Genomic DNA, 17980 nt, shown 5'->3' on the forward strand with positions numbered 1-17980 from the left:
GATTCACCTGTTCCCTCATGTGCGGGCAGATGCTTCGCGATCAAAAGCGACCTTTTTGAATACCTCTTATACAAGCAGATTAAACAACGTCATATCTTTGTTTAATTCAATAAACTGAATGCCTTTCTTGCGGAGCCGTTCGACAAGCGGCTCATAGTCTTCTGGATGCTTGAGCTCAATACCTACTAGCGCAGAGGCATTGTCCATGTTGTGCTTCTTATTATATTCAAATCGCGTAATATCGTCGTTCGGCCCGAGCACCTCCTGCAGAAACTCACGCAAGGCGCCTGCCCGCTGCGGGAAATTGACCGTAAAGTAATGCTTCAAGCCTTCATAGATAAGCGAACGATCTTTAATTTCCTGCATCCGATCGATGTCATTGTTGCCGCCGCTGATGACACAGACGACATTTTTGCCGCGGATCTGGTCACGGTACAAATCGAGCGCCGCAATCGGCAGCGATCCGGCAGGCTCAACGACGATCGCATTTTCGTTGTACAATTCGAGAATCGTCGTGCAAGCCTTCCCTTCGGGAACGCGAATTACATCATCCAGCACCTGCGAGCAAATCTCGTAAGGCAGCTGGCCGACCCGCTTCACAGCCGCACCGTCGACGAATTTATCAATCGTCTCCAACGTAAGCACTTCCTTCTGTGCCAGCGCCGCCGTCATGGAAGCTGCCCCTTCCGGCTCCACACCGATGATGCGGGTCGATGGGCTAACGGTCTTGATATACGTACCAACACCAGCTGCCAGACCGCCACCGCCAATGGTAACGAACACGTAATCTGCCGGCACATCAAGCGACTCCATAATCTCCATGCCTACGGTGCCGTTCCCTCCTACGATAAAGGGATCATCGAACGGATGGATGAAGGTCATGTCGTTCTCTTTGCAAATGTTCATCGCCGCTTCGAATGCATCATCATACGTATCTCCCGTGAGCACCACATTGACATGAGAGCCCCCGAAGCGCTTCACCTGCGTCACCTTCTGGCTCGGTGTCGTGCTTGGCATGACGATCGTGCCTTGAATCTTCAACGCCTGGCAGGAATAAGCCACCCCTTGCGCATGGTTGCCTGCGCTGGCGCAGACGATGCCGCGTTCAAGTTCTTCGGCAGTTAAGTGGCGAATCATATTGTATGCCCCGCGTATTTTGAAGGATCGCACAATTTGCAAATCCTCCCGCTTCAAATATACGTTACAGCCGTATTTTGCTGATAATATCGGGTCTCGTTGAAGTGGGGTCCGAACAATCACTTCCTTAAGCACGTGGTGTGCGCGAACAATATGCTCCATTGTAACGGCTGGAGCCGTGTGTGTCGTCTCCATATCGGTTTCCTCGCTTTCGGTGTAGGTACTGCATGTCTAGTCTTATATTTTGCTTATAAAAATAAAAAAAACTCGCCCCAATAAGGGACGAGAGCTTCTTCTCGTGGTACCACCCTTGTTCCACAGAAACAAGAGCTGCATGAATAAGGTTACTTCTTACTTCTCTCAGACGCCTCTTCTCTTCTACTCAGGGAGCTAAAGACAGTATGAAAGCAATGCACCTTACTGCATACTACACTTCATGTCCTGCGGCACTTGGCCGCGGATTAACCGCGCATCCAGGTAACGGCGGATATACCGTCCACACTTACTATCTGCGAAGCCGCATGTTCCGGCAGAGTTCGGCATAGAATCTCGGAGAGGATGTTACGCTGTGCCAGACGTCGACTCGCACCAGCCGTCGACTCTCTTCAGACTGCATCACAACGCACTTGTTCTCGTCATCGATGTTGGTCTAACCTTCCAACTTATTTCTCTTATTATGAACAAGCGGCCTGCCCAATGTCAATGGGCCGCCGCAGTTCTTCACAAAACTCACAAAACGATGGCAATATTTCGATTATGATTCCGTGCCGGTAGCCTGTCCCTGCGGCATAGGCATAGGTGGCGCAGCTTGCTTCCGCATCCGCAGAATCGGCGTCAGCACTACAATGCCGATCAAGAACAAGACCGTCGCGGCTTCGTACATGAATACAATCGAGGTCATTCCTTTAATCCAGCCTGACAAGGACATCGTAATGACCATTGCCCCCATGAACATTGGGCTCAAAATGCCATTGACACGACCGATAAACGCACCTTCGGTATTTTGCAAAATCATCGTATTGATTCCGATCTGAATCGAAGGCAGTACGAGTCCGCTGATGAACTGCGCGGTCAGCGTCAGCCACAGCTCCGTGGACAGACCGGCTAACAGCATGCCGCCGCTGCTGGTCAGCATTCCGATTGCAAGCATATGCTGCGGCAACAGCTTCTTCGACAGCCCCATAGCCAGCGCCCCGCCGATCAGCATTGCGATACCGTTAGCCATCAACAGATAGCTCAAATATTCTTTTGGCAGTCCAAGCCGCTCCGTAACGAGGAACGCTCCCATCGGTTGGATGAGACCGAGCGCCAAGCCAGCAAAGGCAAAGCTAGCCCCAAGCGGCTTCAGCAGACGGCTCTGCATCACATAGCGGAAGCCTTCAGCCAGTTCTTGCCATACGTTCGAGTTGGCATGCTTCTCTTTATCCTCTGCATGATCAGATGGAAGAAACAGGAGCGCGACCGCGGACAATATAAACGCGATGCCCGTGACGACGAGCGATACGGATATGCCGTATTTTTGGAAAATAGCCGTTCCGATAGCCGGACCGAGTATCATGAATAACGCAACCATCGTTTGAAAGATGGACATCCCCGCCTGCAGCATCTCCTCTGGCACGTGCTGCTTGAACAGCTTCATAGAGGAAGGCTGCGAGAACTGGGATAAAATTGCGGAAATGAACGTCGTGAAAAAGACAGCTTGCCATGAGCCAGATAAAATGGTCAGCATGACGGCGAAAACAGACAGAGCGCTTAAGAAGTCACACCAAATCATCGTGCGCTTCGGGCGCCAGCGATCGGCGAATGTGCCGCCGATAAAAGAGAAGACGAAGATGGGAGCGAATTCCGCGACGGACACCATCGATACGGCGAACGCATCTCCATTCGTCATTTCCATTACAAAAAGCAGGACTGCAAAATTCCTCACCCATATACCAACCTGCATGAACAGACCGGCCAGCATGATTGCTTGCACAAAGCGATTGCGGAACAAGCTGAAAGCTGAATTGCTATTCCCAGATCGTGCGTTAGCCATGGTGCATCTCTCCCCATCACATCATAGATTGTCGTTCTGTTCTCTCTAATTTTGTTGCAGAACCCATTCAGTTTAATGGAATTCATCGAGCAGCGCAATCGTTTTTGAGACGTATTTTTTTCCTAACTGCGTATTAGTTTATCGGAAAAGATAATCGTATACATCCGTTCGCAGAGGGACTTCTATCTCCTGTTCGAGAACGGATTGAGAGTGGTTCATGAGACGGAAAAGAGGTAGGTCTGCAGGAGGAGTTATGAGTTTTGAAGAATCATACAAATTTATTGAAATAACAGGAAATTATTATACATTGCTATGGTAAAGTATTAATGTTTTAATTAATTATCATAGTAACGTTAGGGTGACATTATAATGAATGCGGTCTTATTATCATTGGTCGTATTATTCGGATTAAGTTTGTTGCGGGTGAACGTCATCTTCTCCATGCTGACGGCCGCAGTCGTCGGCGGGCTGACAGGCGGACTCGGCATGACCCATATGGTGGAGGTATTCACCGAAGGCTTGAAGGATAACGCGAGCATCGCTCTGAGTTACGCGCTGCTCGGCGCATTTGCCGCAGGGTTGACCGAGACCGGACTGCCGGAGCGGCTGGTGAAGCGAGCCGTTCGGCTCGTGAGCGGGAAGCAACCGGGGAATACTCCGCGGGCTGCGGCACGTTACGGCGTGCTGGTTGCGATCGCCTTCATCGCCTGCTTATCGCAAAATGCAATCCCGGTGCACATCGCCTTCATTCCGGTACTGATACCGCCGCTCTTGGCGCTCTTTAACTCGCTTCAGCTTGATCGGCGCGCAGTGGCGTGCGCCTTGACCTTCGGCCTTATTACGCCATACATGTTCCTGCCGGTCGGCTTCGGCGCCATTTTCCATGAGACCGTAGTCAGCAATATGACAATGAACGGTCTTACTGTTAATGCGTCCATGCTGCCGAAAGCGATGATGATCCCTGCTGCTGGCATGGTAGTCGGCCTCATGACGGCGCTTGCCCTATCCTACCGCAAGCCGCGGACCTATAACGTGGTCACGGAATCAGCGGCTGGAGCAGGCATGGGAGAAGCTGAGGCTGCAGAGTCCCGGACAGGCGCTGGCGGCACATGGGCCGGACTCGGTGCCGTGGCAGCAATGCTTGCCGTACAGCTTAGCACCGGATCGATGATATACGGTGCCGCGGCAGGTCTTGCCGTGCTCCTCATCACGCGCGTCATCGCATGGAGCCGGGCTGACCGCGTGCTTACCGATGGCATGCGCTCGATGGCTTACATCGGCTTCGTCATGATGTCGGCCTCCGGCTTAGGCGCGGTGCTGCGCGAGACCGGACATATCGAGTCACTCGTGCAAGCGGCCGTCCATACGGTGGGCGACAACCGGGCACTGGCAGCTTTACTGATGCTGGCCATCGGCCTGCTCGTCACGCTCGGCATCGGTTCGTCGTTCTCGACGATTCCGCTCATCGCCACCGTCTTCGTACCGCTGTGCATCGAGCTCGGCTTCAGCCCGCTGGCGACCGTAGCGCTTATCGGGACCGCCGCAGCACTCGGCGACGCCGGCTCCCCTGCCTCAGACAGCACGCTCGGGCCGACGGCCGGATTGAATGCCGACGGTCGGCACGACCACATTTGGGACACGTGCATACCGACGTTCCTCCATTACAACGTGCCGCTCTTGCTGTTCGGCTTCATTGCCGCCATGGTGCTGTAAGAGGCTGTTCAAAAAGCTCCCTTTTTGAACACGCACTGTAACGGAATAGATAAAGGAGACCATGATGGGGTCTCGACAGAAAAGGGGCGATCCGCTGGATCGCCCCTTTCGCTTGTCTCTGTTGTAATCTTTGCCGTCCCGCCTACACGCCGTAACAACGCCGCGCATTATTCCGCAGCAGTTCCGCCGCTTCACTAATGTCCATCGCGTGAATTCGCGCCCACGTTCCGGCAACCTCACGGACCATCGAAGGTACAGTCACCTGACCCGCACACGGGCCTTCAAACGGCCATGGCCCATCCGTCTCAGTCATTGCTTGCTCCACCGGATAGCGGCGGGCCAGTGCCTGTATTTCCTCTTCATACACAATGTCCGGCGTGAATGAAACGAAATACCCGTTCCGCGTCATTTGCTCCACTGTCCGCACATCTCCCTTGAACCAGTGAAAATGCGCCTTCTTCACACTGCTGCGCTCCAGCAAGTCAATGACGAGCGGAGCATCGTCATACACGGCATGCAGCACGATTGGCTTATTCCATGCTGCTGCCCGCTTAACGAAATGCTCCAGCAGCTCCATATACGGCTGACGCTCGAAGGGCCGCCCCTGCTCCAGCGCCTCTTGTCGCATATAGTACGGCAGCCCGACCTCGCCTACCGCGATCATGTCTTCCCCATGCGCATCCATCCAAGCGAGCAGGCTGGCAAGTTCGGCATCGGCCGGCAGCGTCTGCTCGGGGTGAAAGCCGTAAGCCGGCAGCACTCGCCCGGGATAACGCTCGGCCCACGCCTTCGTGCGCTTGCCCGATTCCAGCCCCATCGATACCGCCACGACATAATCGAGGCCCGGCGCTTCCAGCGCTTGCTCGAGAGCCGCTGTATCCTCGGGCGGATACAGGTCCAAATGAATATGACTGTCCACCATATTCGCAAGCTGTTCAATCTGTTCAGGATGATTAGAATGATTAGGATGCTTGCGCTGCACCGTCATCTCTCTCCACCCCCTATTTCGCTTCGCCGTATTTCAATGCGCCATCCGTTCCGCTTCCATTGCCCGGCTTATCGTTCTTCCCTTTGCCTTGCTCCATCATACGGGCATTCCCCATCAGCGCGATGCAGATGAGCGCCAAGGCAACCGGCACGAGGGCCCACATGAAGGTGCCGCCGATGGAATCGCCAAGCGCGTCAGACATACCCTTTAGCACTTCAGGCGGTAAGTTCTGGCTCTGACCCGCATTAAGCAGCTGTTCCGGCTTAATATCGGCAGCTGCGCCACCCTCAGGGAACATCTCCTGCATGCGGCTGGCAAAGATGCCCGATTGCACAGAGCCGAACACGGTAATCCCAATCGTCATCCCGAGCGAACGGGAGAAGGAGGCCGTCGAGTTGGCCGCTCCGCGCTGGTGATATTCCATGCCATGCATCGATGCCATGCTGATCAAGGAGAAGGAGAACCCTACACCAAAACCGGTTAACACCATGTACAGCGTAATTAACGCACGCGGTGTATCGGCCGACAGCGTGCTTAGCGAAAGTATACCTGCGGTAAAGAAAAAGCCGGATATAATCATCAATTTGCGATAGCTTGTTCTAGATGCCATAATTCCGCCAATCGAGCTCGTAATGACAGACCCCACCATCATCGGTGTCAGAACAAGACCGCTGTTCGAGGCCGCTCCGCCATATACCCCCTGAACGAACAACGGAATATATACAGTGGCGAGGACGAACGTGACTCCATAGAAGAATCCTACGCCCTGGCTGGCTGCGAACAGACGGCGCTTAAAGAGCGAGAACGATATAATCGGTTCCTTCACACGCTGTTCAATAAGAAGGAATGCAATCAGGAAGACGACAAACGTTGCGAATAGTCCTAGAATGACCGGCGAACTCCACTCAAACTTTTTGCCGCCGAGCTCCAGTGCGAACATAAAGCTCACTACGGCAACGACCAGCGTAACCGCACCGCCCCAGTCAATCCGCTGCTTCGTTGTCTTTGCTGTCTCTCTGTAGAACTGTAAAATAAACCATAATGACAGAACACCAAGCGGCAGGTTAATGTAGAACACCCATTCCCAGCCGATATACTCGGTAATATAGGCGCCAAGCAGCGGACCCGCCACACTTGATATACCGAATACCGCCCCGAACAGTCCAGTCATTTTGCCCCGTTTCTCCACCGGGAACACATCATAAATAATCGTAAATGCAATCGGCATTAAAGCGCCTCCGCCAATTCCTTGAATAGCGCGGTATACGCTCAGCATTACAATGCTGTCCGCAGTTCCGCACAATGCGCTGCCGATCAAGAAGACGAGTAGGCCAAATATGTAGAACCGTTTGCGTCCGTACATGTCCGACAGCTTTCCGAATATCGGCATGCCTGCCATCGTCGCAACCATATATGCGGAAGTAACCCAGACGTATTGCTCATATCCGCCCATCTGCCCGACAATGGTCGGCATCGCAGTCGCCACGATGGTGTTATCCATCGCCGACATCAAAATACCGAGCAGCAGTCCGGCAACGACGAAGCGTAAGTTGCTGTCCTTTGCTATCATTCTGTTTCCTCCCCAATCGAAACAGCTTTGCTGTCCCCTCGTTATGGACGAAACCGTTTCTGTGCGACAAATAAGTCGAGTATGAAGGTGATAAGCACATTATACTCATTCATCCAGAAAACTGCAGTTCCACTGTTCCGTTAACCTTCTTTTTTGACAGAACCTCATTATAAACGTAAAAACTAACATTTTCCACCCAAATATGAACGGTTGGTCATCCGCATCACATCGCTGTAAATGATAAGAAAACGATGCGATGTCCGCCGGATAAAATGTCTCCCGGTTGAGTTCAGCTTTAACTGTTAAGCCTTTCACTGTAATCTTTTCAAATCCTCTCATCTATTAATGACAGCATCCCTAAGCATACGCCTAGTTGGTTTACCTCTGTCTTTTCAAATCCATTTAGCGGACAGCGATTTCGTGATTTCCAAATGTGATACCAGCCCGCGAAGCAAGATGATCTGCACCTTTTTGAACACGAAATGTTAATAAATTGTGTTGATAAAGCTATTCGTATGCAATTACTGAAAAACGCAAGCCCTGTAATATTGCCAGGTCAGATAGGGCTTGAGATATTCGGTAGACACTCCGTAATAGAGCCTGTCCAAATGCTTCCTTTTTGAACATGCACTAAACGTAAAAAAGGGCTGCTCTCCTGTGGAGAACAACCCTTGCCGTATTATTCAACTGGCTTCTGAACGCTGTGCAGCAGCTCTGACAGATCCCGCTTCAAGCGGATGAACTCTGCTTCCGAGGCCAGCGCCTCGGTGCGCGGCCGCGCGAACGGCACCCGCACCTTCTGCAGCACCCGGGCTGGACGATTCGAGAGCACGTATATCGAATCGGACAGGAGCAGCGCCTCCTCAATGCTGTGCGTAATGAACAGCACGGATCGACGGTGGCGCTCCCATAGATCGATGAGCCAGCGCTGCATGCCGCTCCGCGTCAGCGCGTCCAGCGCACTGAACGGCTCGTCGAGGAGCATGAGCTCATGTGGGCTCATCATGGCGCGCAGAAAAGCGACGCGCTGCTGCATGCCGCCAGACAGCTCATGCGGGTAGGCACGCTCGTAGCCAGACAGGCCGACGTTCGCGAGCCACTTCCGCGCCTCTTCGCGCGCCTCCTTCTTGGAGGTCCCGGCTATTTCCTGGGCGAGGATGACATTGTCCTCCACCGTGCGCCAAGGGAATAGCGCGGGCTGCTGTGGCATATAGCTGACGTGTCCCGTCTGGCCGACGACGTCTTGGCCATTCACCTGAATTGCCCCTGCCGCCGGACGGAGCAAGCCGCCGATCAGGTGGAACAAGGTGCTCTTGCCTGAGCCGGAAGGGCCGATAATGGACACGAACTCGCCTTGCTGCACCGTCAGCGACACGTTGTCCAATACGTGGAGCTTGCCCGTGCTTCCGGCAAAGGACATGCTGGCGTCCTTCAACTCAAGCGCAAATGGGCGGCCTCCTTCTCGCGCGGAATGCACATCCCGCGCTTCCGCAAGTATCGCATTTCCGTTCATGGGGCTTCTCCTTTCATCACTTTTTGTCATCGCGGCGCCAGTGGATCAGCACGCGCTCTAATGCGCGTACGACTCCGAACATCGCCAAGCTCAACAAGACGACGACCACAATCGCGACAAACATCCGATCGGTGCGGAACGCCGCCTTTTGCAGCACCATGTAATAGCCGATTCCTTTGTCCGTACCGAGCCATTCAGAAATAATGGCGCTCATGACGCTGTACGTCGCAGCAATCTTCAGGCCAGAGAACAGAGACGGCAGCGCATGCGGCAGCTCTAGCTTCCAGAATAGCTGGGCCCGCGTTGCGCCGGCCATGCGCATATAATTCAGCATCGTTCGGTCGGTCTGCGCCAGACCATCGAGCGCAGCCACGCATACCGGGAAGAAGCAGACGAGCGTGATGACGACAATCTTCGGCATCATGCCGAAGCCGAACCAAATCATGAGCAACGGCAAGAGCGCGATGGTCGGGATGTTCTGGCTGACGATGACCAACGGATAAATGGCGTCTTTGAGCCAGGGAATCGGATGAAGCAGAAACGCGAGCAGAAGCCCTACAGCTGCCCCGACTCCGAACCCTATGATAGTTAGCTTCAGCGTTGCGAGCGTATGCACCAGGAGGGCGCTCCCGTTGTCGGCCGCTTCCTTCATGATATCGAGCGGGCTCGGCAGCATCCATTTTTCTACGCCGGACACCATGACCCCGACTTGCCATAATAAGATAAACAGCAGGAACGCCGCTATGGGCGGTCCTGCCTTTGCGAGACGGCGTCGGTTCATGGCCGGTATTTCACCGTCAATTCATCCATCGTAATGCCGGAAGGCATGTACAAAATTTTGACCTGGGAAATGACGTTCAAACTACCCAATTCGATCATCGCTTCGTTCATCCGTTCAATGACCTGCATCAATTCACTCAGTTCGCCTTCCATCGTCGTTTCCAGCGGTCCCACTTGATACTTCACGCCTGAGGCTTGAATGACTTCGATCGCACGGTCCACGTAAGGGATCACATTTTCCCCATTCTTCGTCTTCGGAATAATTTGAATGCTCACTAAGCTGTTCGCCATTTTATTTCTCCTCCTTAGTCAAGTCTCCTATCCGTTCTGCACATTCCCTTCTCCTGTCCTTCTGGATGTTAAGCCGAAGGAAGGAAATCGTTCGTGTACGCTTTATCGATATCAATCGCTTTTTCCATCAGCTTGTGGTCGAGCAGCCAGTTCATGTAGTTGTCCCACACTTCCCGCTTCTGCTCGCCCCAACGTGCCGCATCATCCTGATATTTCGAGCTGAGCCATTTCTGGCTTGCCACAACCAAGTCTTTATCCAAGTCCGGAACGGCCTTCAAAAAAAGATCGGCTGCATCCTCCGGCTTGTCGATCGCGTATTGATAGCCTTTGGAGGTTGCTCGCATAAATGCTTTTATAAGTTCAGGATCCTCTTGAATCAGTTTTTCATTCGTCGCAATGACCGGAGTATAGTAATCTAATTTATCCGAGTATTGATTAACATACATCATATCTATCGGCTCATTGCGCAGCTCGGCTTCGATGCCCGTCCAGGCGTAGAAAATCCACGCGAAGTCGATATCCTTCTTCACGGCCGTAAAGAAATCCGCCGAACCCATATTGACGTTCTTGATTTTGTCATAGTCCGCGCCTTCCTTCTCCATAAGAGAACGGATTACCATCTCTTCCACAGGAGAGCCCCAGCCCCCGTATGTTTTGCCTTCGAAATCCTTCGGCGTCTTAATGTTTTTGTCCTTCGGCGCTGCGAAGCCTGACGTATTGTGCTGAATGATGGCGGCAATGGACACAATCGGCACGTTCTGTACGCGCGCAAGTGTAATGCCCTCTTGAATGCTGATGCCGAACTGCGCTTCGCCGGAAGCGATCATCGCATCGGCTCCGCCGGTGCCCGGTTGGATAATCTCCACATTCAAGCCTTCCTCTTCATAGAAGCCCTGCTCCTTCGCTACATAGAGGCCGGTATGGTTCGTATTCGGCGTCCACTCCAGCACCACCTTGACGTCCTTCTTCTCCTTCGGCTGCTCCGTGTCTTGGTCTTGAGCACCGCTTTGCGCCGCCTCATTATTTTGAGGCGCTGCCTCTTGACCCTTTCCTCCGCATGCAGCCAGCACAACAGTCATTATCATGACAAGTGCGAGCAACCATCCGCGTGCCATCCGCGTTCTTTGCATCGTCAATCCCCCGCTTTTCTATTCGTTCATAACACTCTTTCGTTTCGTGCTTTTCAACGGCGTGACGACAACCAATGCATGCTATGAAAATAAAAAAAGCGCCCCTCATCGGGACGCTGTTCTGCCATTATATGCGTACATGCGAAAATGCATGGTGCGATGACCGCCATCTTCTCCTTCTTTCAAGTTAATGCTTGCCCGCCTCCGCTGCGTATAACCTTCGGAAGCCACTTGGCGTTCCAAAAGCGCAGCAAGTTACAGGACATCTGACAAGCATGAAACCTGATATTAGAGACGCGGTTCAACGTCTTTCCTACGCTGGCATTATCCAGATCAGGTGTAAGGGTCGGTATCTTTAATGGGATACAATCTCAGCCGGCCATATTCCAGCACCCCTAGCGTGCGTATATAGTTGTCGAAGTTTGCCGTTTCATTCGTAATTATAGTCCCCGGTCACCGTAAAGTCCAGCATTTTGGACCCGGATGAACCCCTTCGTCTACATCGTTTCTACACATTTTTTATGTACATTAATTCACAAGGAGGGATGAACAATGAAAAAGAGTGTCATCGCCATTACCGTGCTGGCCACAGTCTTCGTCATGGGCACGGCTGCTTATGCAGCTGTGGATGATTCCGGGTTCGGGCAAATGCTGCCGTGGATGAAGCAAATGCATCCATCAATGAATGAAAATGAGTTGGAGCAAATGTATAACGATTGCCATGGACGAAACGGTGAACGGACGCGCGGCATGATGCAGAACGATATTCCGGCCGAATGGAGATAGAAGCATTTTCACAGCTGTGTTAAAAGAGAAACCCAATTCCGCAGGGAGTTGGGTTTCTCAATATTCTGTAACTGACTTAGTAATGGAAACTTTTTTCTTGTCTCCGAAATGATATAGCCATCCAACATAAACGTAATCGAGGCCTTTCGAAGATGGGCGACCGCGTTTGAAGCAAGTTCTATGTGCTATCGTACCCTCTATCAAATAGTAAGGTATTTCGACTCTTTATCATGAACGAAATGTTCCGTTCGTACAGTGGTGCGTTCAGACTGACGGGGAATCGCTTCATCCGACACTTTGCTCCGTTCTCCCCATCCTTCAGGGGGGCGGGCATTCCATGAGGGCTTCATCCGACACTTTGCTACATTCTCCCCATCCTTCAGGGGGCGGGCGTTCCATGGGGGTTTCATCCGGCACTTTGCTCCATTCTCCCCATCCTTCAGGGGGCGGGCATTCCATGAGGGCTTCGTCCGGCACTTTGCTCCATTCTCCCCATCCATCAGGAGGCTATACGCCAATGACCATTTCTGGTTAACTGCCATTATAATCGGACACCTCATGGCATGATCTCTATACGACACGGCATGTCCTATATCCTCGACATGATCCTTCCTGACTGTATGGGAGAATGGAGCAATGGACTATTGCACGGTAGCCCGACACTCGATATCATGTTTTCGTTTGCAAGGGACGGGGGTGCTGCCTTTCTGAATGAAGGGGAGAGTGAGGCAAGGGGTGGAAATGACATACCTTCTCCGGGAAGGTAACGTGACGACTCCAAGGTGAAAGACATCTTCTATCCCGATTTTTTATAAACTCTATAGTGTAAAAGAAACCCGGCCGTGGGTCGGGTTTCTTTATATAGGGGATACGCACCTGCCAGTGCGTACTGCAAGCGCTTTGGAACTCCATGCTAACTATCGTCGGCTTCTCCGTCACCCCTCAGCCGTAAGCTCGTCATACCAGCGCTTTACATCCGCCGTCAGTCGTCCCGCCAGCTCAGGATGTTCCTCGGCCAAGTTGATGCGCTCGCCTGGATCGTCAGATAGGTCGGACAGATGAACTTCATCCGGCTGTCCCTTGTAGAAGTCCAGCATTCCGTTGAGCACAAGCTTCCAATTGCCTTCGCGCACGGCAAGCTGCTTGCCGTATTCCCAGTACAGCCGCTCGTGCGGCGAGGTCCCGGCTTGTGTCAGCATCGGCTTCAGACTGCGCCCGGCAAACGTGCCAGGGGCATACGGCACACCTGCCCAATCCAGCACCGTCGGCACTATATCAGCCATCATGACCGGCTCATCGTTCACGCTGCCGCATGTGCCGCCCCGAAGCGCATCCGGCACGTACAGAATGGCCGGCTCGCGGATGCCGCCGTCAAACAAGCTCGCCTTATGCCCGCGGAAGATGCCGGCGCTGCCGCCATAATATTCGTCCTCACGTCCGTCCAGCCAGTTGCGCGCTTCCGAGGACGGCCCGTTATCGCTCGAGAAGAAGATGATCGTGTTATCATATAGCCCGGCGCGCTTCAAAGCCGCCACTACATCCCCAACTCCGTCATCGACCGCCGAGATCATCGCTGCCATCACTTGGCGATCCCAAGGCAAATGCGCAAAGCGGTCCATATATTTCTGTGGCGCATGCATCGGATAATGCGGCGCATTATAGGCGACATAGAGGAAGAACGGCTTCTCTTCTTCCCCTGCTGCTTGAATAAATTCAACCGACTTCTCGGTAATGACCTCCGTCAAGTAAGCCCCGTTGTTCCACACTTCACGATCGTTGTCCCACAAGTCGTGCGTCGGATTCACTTCCGGCGAGCCATGATAGAAGATGTGGGAGTAGTAATCCACGCAGCCGCTTAAAAACCCGTAGTAATCGTCGAACCCGCGCTCGTTCGGACGCGCGCCTTCCCCTGCGCCAAGATGCCATTTTCCGTAGATGGCCGACCGGTAACCATGTGGCTGCAACAGCTCTGAAATCATCGGCACATCGCGATGCACGCCTGCAGTGTCCCGCTTGCCGCCGACGATATGGTCAATCCCGGCCCGCCGGGGATACTGTCCGGTAAGGAGCGAAGCACGGGACGGCGAGCAGACCGGGGAATTGGAATACCACTGCGTAAAGCGAATCCCCTTTTCCGCCAAATCATCCAAATGCGGCGTTCGTACAGCGTCCGATCCGTAGCACCCTAAATCGCCATATCCCAAGTCATCGCAATATATTAAGATTACATTTGGCTTTCTATACATTGCTGTAAGTCCTCCCTATTTGTCTCTTAGGCGCATGCGCACAAATTCAATAAGCAAACTGTCGTCATGCTCCTTCATCCATGAAGCCAACGCCTGCCGCATATCGGCCAACATATCGGCATAGGATGTGTGCCCAACCAGGTTAACTAACTCATGCGGATCGTCGCGCAGATTGTACAACTCGTCAATATCGCCGCAGTTAAATACATACTTGTAATCGCCGCGCCGAATCATACGCTGCGTGAACATGACGCCGCCAAGTCCAGCCCCTTCCGTGACGACCGATTCTGGCCAATCGTCTACCTCCTTGCCCTCTATAAAAGGCAACAACGAACGGCCATCCGTTCCTGCAGGAAGCTCATGAACGCCTGCACAGTCCAGCACGGTGGCATACAAGTCGCACATGCCTGCCATAGCGGACTCGCGCCGGCTTGCGGGCTGTCCATGGGATGGCTTAATGAGAAGCGGAATGCGGCACGTTTCGTCATACATGAAAAAGCCTTTGTCGCACAGTCCCCCATGGATGCCGAGCGATTCCCCGTGGTCGGCGCAAAACATAATAACAGTATTTTCGTAAATGCCGCGCTGCTTCAGGAAGTCAACGATTCGTCCGATCTGTGCGTCAATATGGGTCATGCTCGCATAATAGTGCTTCACGAAAGGCTCGAACACGCTCCAATCCGTCACCGGACTTCGTTTAATGTCATGTATGAGCGGCTTGCCCACTTCCTTTGCTTGGAAGTTCTGCCACGGCGGCATCGATATATTACGGTATAAATCCAGTGTGCTGCTGGGCGCAATATAAGGCTCATGCGGCCCCCAGTAATGAATGCCCATCATGAATGGCCGCTCTCTCTCCAGAAAACGTTCCATGTGAAACATGGCGCAATTTGTCAAATAATGCTCGATCGTCGTCTCAACAGGAGACGTCACTTCTGCCGCAAAATGACCTTCGTAATGCCCGCTGATGCGGTGCTCTATTTTCAGTTCCAGTCCGGCATCCGCCAAGTATTTCCTGAACTGCGGATAATTCCATCCGCCGCCCCCATGCCCAGGAAAGTCATCCCCCTCATAACCGACATCGGAAGGGAGGGAACGATGACCTGCCATGATGTCCGGGAACGCCACATGCTTCAAGTTGCGGTCGAACTTGGAGCGTTCCACCGGGCCTTGCCCGAGATGCCATTTGCCCGTATGTCCGATACTATAATTCGTATGCCGCTGCAGTTGGCGGCTGAGCAGACCCGGACTATCCGGAAGCTCATTGACAATGCAGCCCAACGTGTACGTATTAGTCTGCATGCCGTGCTTGAACGGATACATGCCGGTCTGAAGCGAAGCTCTTGCCGGCGTGCAGACCGGACAAGTCGTATAGGCATTGTCGAATACCACGCTGTCTGCGGCTAACGCATCCAGATTAGGCGTCTGGCACAACGTATTCGGATCATAACAGCGCAGCGTGTCGCGGCGCTGTTGATCGGTGACGATCATAATGATGTTGGGACTCTGTTCGCTCACGCTCAGGTACCTCCTCTATGTGCGGGCTCCGTATAGTGCAGGTTCTATGAAAAGTGGATATAGCAAGAACAGCGAAGCCGAGCCTTTTCCGGCTGCGGCCTCGCTGTATATCCAATTATTGCTTTGATTTCTTCCACTCATCAATTTGACGCTGTGCTTCCTCCATCACTTTCTCAATGCCAGCCTGTTTATATTTTTCCATGGCCTTCGGCACATACACTTTCGGATCGACGGTCCCTGTCGTCAGTGTCTTCATGAATTCGTCCGTCACGTTCTGCACGGCCGCAATCTCGGTGCGAATCTTGGACGTATCCAGTGCAAAGCCAAGCAACGGTGCATTGATAGCTGAGTTGTTGAAGTCATCGAACTTCTGCCATTTGTCTTTCGGATCTGCCGGCAGCAAATCAAGCAAGAACAGGTTACCCAGGGTGAAGGTCGGCAAATCGTAGCGTTCCTTCTTCGCAGGCAGCAGCTCAATCGTCTGATCGTCCACCCGCTTATAGTGCTCGCCTTCGATGCCGTAGTTAATCAGGTTGCGCAAATATTTGTCCGTGTTGAGCAGATTCAGGAATTCCATCGATTTCTCCGGATATTTCGATGTCGCAGAAATCGCCATCATCGACCCGGTAACGGACCAGTTGTATACTATCGGAGCCTCAGCCGGTTGAACGACGACTTTGTCTGGAATTCCCTCAGACCAGCTATTCTCCGCATACGGCTGGTAATGCGCCGTATCGACGAACCAACGTCCTGTCTTCAGCGCTTCACTCGCATTGGCATCGGTATACGACGCGACATCAGAAGGCAAATAACCCGCCTTATAATATTTGCGCATCGTTTCGAACTGCGCCATCTGCTCTGGGGTATCGAGCGTAAGCTGCAGCTTCAAGTCTTTGGAATCGAGCGGAACGCCGATTGGAATGTCCGCGTTAATGATATAATCGAACATTTGCGGCAGACCGATTTTGGAGTTGATCGGCTTGATGTTTTCTTTCTCAAGCACCGTCTTCAGCATTGGCTCCAAATCTTCAAGTGTCTTCACTTTTGTAATATCAAGCCCATACTTATCGACCAGCGTCTTATTGAAGCGGAACACCCGCTGCGCCGGAAGCTCTTTGTTGACTGGAATCGCATACAGCTTGCCGTTAATCTTCGCCCCTTCAAGGAAGGATGGGTGGAGCGCTTCCTTAATGCCTTTTCCATATTGGTCCACCAAATCATTCAATTCAAGGAAGGCTCCCTTTTGCGAGTTGTTAATATAGTTAAATGCCCAGGAACAAGTAAATGCAATATCATACGGCTCGCCGGAAGCAGCAATAACTTGCATCTTCTGGTCATAATCGCCCCAATCCAGCATCTTCATCTTGATGGTGGCGCCGATTTTCTCTTTCGTATATTCGTTCACTTTCGCCATGACTTTGTCTACATCCGACTGCGGAGTGCCAATCGTGTACCAGATAAGTTCGACGGGCTTCTCATCCTTCTTGGCCGTTTCGCCGGAAGCATCGCCCGGCTTGGCCCCGGAAGAGCTGTTGCCGCATGCCGCTAGCACCATCGATGACATGAGCACCATAATGAGAGTGATCAGTAATGTCTTCTTTCCATGGTTCATAGTAAATCCCCCTTGCTGCAAGATGGTGTGCTAAAGCTGTTAACCTCAGTTGATAGTATCTTACCCTTGCAAATGGACTTCATGAGCTATAATGGAATTACTGCAATAAGCGAGGTGAAGGATTACAAACGATGCGGAATGCATCGCCCTCCCACTTGTAATCGCTTACATTGTTTATATCTTTATTATATTTGACCTATTGAATAGAATCAATCTAATTTTCTTACCATTACACTTCCGATCACTTACACTCCAGGCTGCTACTACTTATCCCTTGACACTGCGCGATGCTCGGAGGCAGCTAGTCGCAGCAATGACTGCAGATAGCATGCAATCTATCATTTCCACGAAGCCAAACAAGCACCTCCCCGCATCGGTTCATGCGGTCCAGGAGGTGCTTGTTTTAATTGAAATGGGAGTTCTGCATGCATAAGCATGTGCAACCTGACCCGCTATTTGCACAGCAGCTTATTCGCTTTCACTGTGGCAACATGAACGAGCCCCTATTCTTTGCGAAGGTTTTATGAAGCCGCGAGAAAACCTCTAGCGAGACCTTTCAAAAGATGGGGGATCGTGTTTAGACTGACGGGGATTCGCTTCATCCGACCCTTTGCTTCGTTCTCCCCTTCCGTCAGGCGACGGTACGCTCAGGGGGCGGTAC

14 protein-coding genes, 1 riboswitch and 1 other annotated feature are annotated in these 17980 nt (G+C 52.5%); of the genes, 2 read left to right on the plus strand and 12 right to left on the minus strand.

Going from position 1 to position 17980, the window contains the following annotated elements; all coding sequences use genetic code 11:
• Positions 1-66: 66 nt before the first annotated feature.
• Positions 67-1332 (minus strand): threonine ammonia-lyase IlvA, encoded by a 1266-nt coding sequence (gene ilvA, locus A372_RS0111395; protein ID WP_019420979.1) that lies wholly within the window; start codon positions 1330-1332, stop codon positions 67-69.
• 80 nt (positions 1333-1412) lie between these two features.
• Positions 1413-1785: a binding site (T-box leader), on the minus strand.
• A gap of 106 nt (positions 1786-1891) precedes the next feature.
• Positions 1892-3172, minus strand: a complete 1281-nt coding sequence (locus tag A372_RS0111405; RefSeq protein ID WP_019420981.1) for an MFS transporter — start codon at positions 3170-3172, stop codon at positions 1892-1894.
• A 369-nt stretch (positions 3173-3541) separates the two neighbouring features.
• Between A372_RS0111405 and A372_RS0111410 the strand changes: the two genes are divergently transcribed.
• A complete protein-coding gene (locus tag A372_RS0111410; RefSeq protein WP_019420982.1) occupies positions 3542-4885 on the plus strand; it encodes a Na+/H+ antiporter family protein in 1344 nt (447 codons plus the stop codon).
• A gap of 142 nt (positions 4886-5027) precedes the next feature.
• Here the strand turns inward: A372_RS0111410 and A372_RS0111415 are convergent, their stop codons facing one another.
• From A372_RS0111415 to A372_RS0111445, 6 genes are all read right to left on the minus strand, one after another.
• Positions 5028-5873, minus strand: coding sequence for a TatD family hydrolase (locus tag A372_RS0111415; protein WP_019420983.1), 846 nt, complete (start codon positions 5871-5873; stop codon positions 5028-5030).
• Positions 5874-5886: 13 nt separating this feature from the next.
• The gene (locus A372_RS0111420) at positions 5887-7443 is read right to left on the minus strand and encodes an MDR family MFS transporter (protein ID WP_019420984.1); all 1557 of its coding nucleotides are present in this window, start codon (positions 7441-7443) and stop codon (positions 5887-5889) included.
• 679 nt (positions 7444-8122) lie between these two features.
• Entirely contained in the window at positions 8123-8956 is an 834-nt protein-coding gene (locus A372_RS0111430) for an ABC transporter ATP-binding protein (RefSeq protein WP_019420986.1), read from the minus strand.
• Positions 8957-8972: 16 nt separating this feature from the next.
• Entirely contained in the window at positions 8973-9737 is a 765-nt protein-coding gene (locus A372_RS0111435) for an ABC transporter permease (RefSeq protein ID WP_019420987.1), read from the minus strand.
• On the minus strand, positions 9734-10027 hold the full coding sequence (locus A372_RS0111440; RefSeq protein ID WP_019420988.1) for a thiamine-binding protein: 294 nt from the start codon (positions 10025-10027) through the stop codon (positions 9734-9736). The genes A372_RS0111435 and A372_RS0111440 overlap by 4 nt, the downstream gene beginning before the upstream one ends.
• Before the next feature lie 68 nt (positions 10028-10095).
• Positions 10096-11157 (minus strand): ABC transporter substrate-binding protein, encoded by a 1062-nt coding sequence (locus tag A372_RS0111445; RefSeq protein WP_019420989.1) that lies wholly within the window; start codon positions 11155-11157, stop codon positions 10096-10098.
• Between the two features lie 292 nt (positions 11158-11449).
• Positions 11450-11564, minus strand: a riboswitch (TPP riboswitch).
• 145 nt (positions 11565-11709) lie between these two features.
• On the opposite strand from A372_RS0111445, the gene A372_RS0111450 reads away from it, so the two are divergent.
• On the plus strand, positions 11710-11943 hold the full coding sequence (locus tag A372_RS0111450) for a hypothetical protein (protein WP_019420990.1): 234 nt from the start codon (positions 11710-11712) through the stop codon (positions 11941-11943).
• A 200-nt stretch (positions 11944-12143) separates the two neighbouring features.
• Here the strand turns inward: A372_RS0111450 and A372_RS0111455 are convergent, their stop codons facing one another.
• The 4 genes from A372_RS0111455 to A372_RS0111470 all read right to left on the minus strand — a co-directional run bounded on the left by A372_RS0111455 (position 12144) and on the right by A372_RS0111470 (position 17319).
• Positions 12144-12485 carry a hypothetical protein gene (locus tag A372_RS0111455; protein WP_019420991.1) on the minus strand — a complete coding sequence of 114 codons (342 nt, stop codon included), beginning with the start codon at positions 12483-12485 and terminating at the stop codon, positions 12144-12146.
• 393 nt (positions 12486-12878) lie between these two features.
• Positions 12879-14189: a sulfatase family protein gene (locus tag A372_RS0111460; protein WP_019420992.1), complete on the minus strand. Its 1311-nt coding sequence runs from the start codon at positions 14187-14189 to the stop codon at positions 12879-12881.
• Between the two features lie 15 nt (positions 14190-14204).
• The gene (locus tag A372_RS0111465) at positions 14205-15707 is read right to left on the minus strand and encodes a sulfatase-like hydrolase/transferase (protein ID WP_019420993.1); all 1503 of its coding nucleotides are present in this window, start codon (positions 15705-15707) and stop codon (positions 14205-14207) included.
• Between the two features lie 115 nt (positions 15708-15822).
• Entirely contained in the window at positions 15823-17319 is a 1497-nt protein-coding gene (locus tag A372_RS0111470) for an ABC transporter substrate-binding protein (protein ID WP_019420994.1), read from the minus strand.
• Positions 17320-17980 lie beyond the last annotated feature (661 nt).

The organism is Paenibacillus sp. OSY-SE, from assembly GCF_000283315.1.
In the GTDB taxonomy this organism is placed as follows: Bacteria; Bacillota; Bacilli; order Paenibacillales; family Paenibacillaceae; genus Paenibacillus_B; species Paenibacillus_B profundus.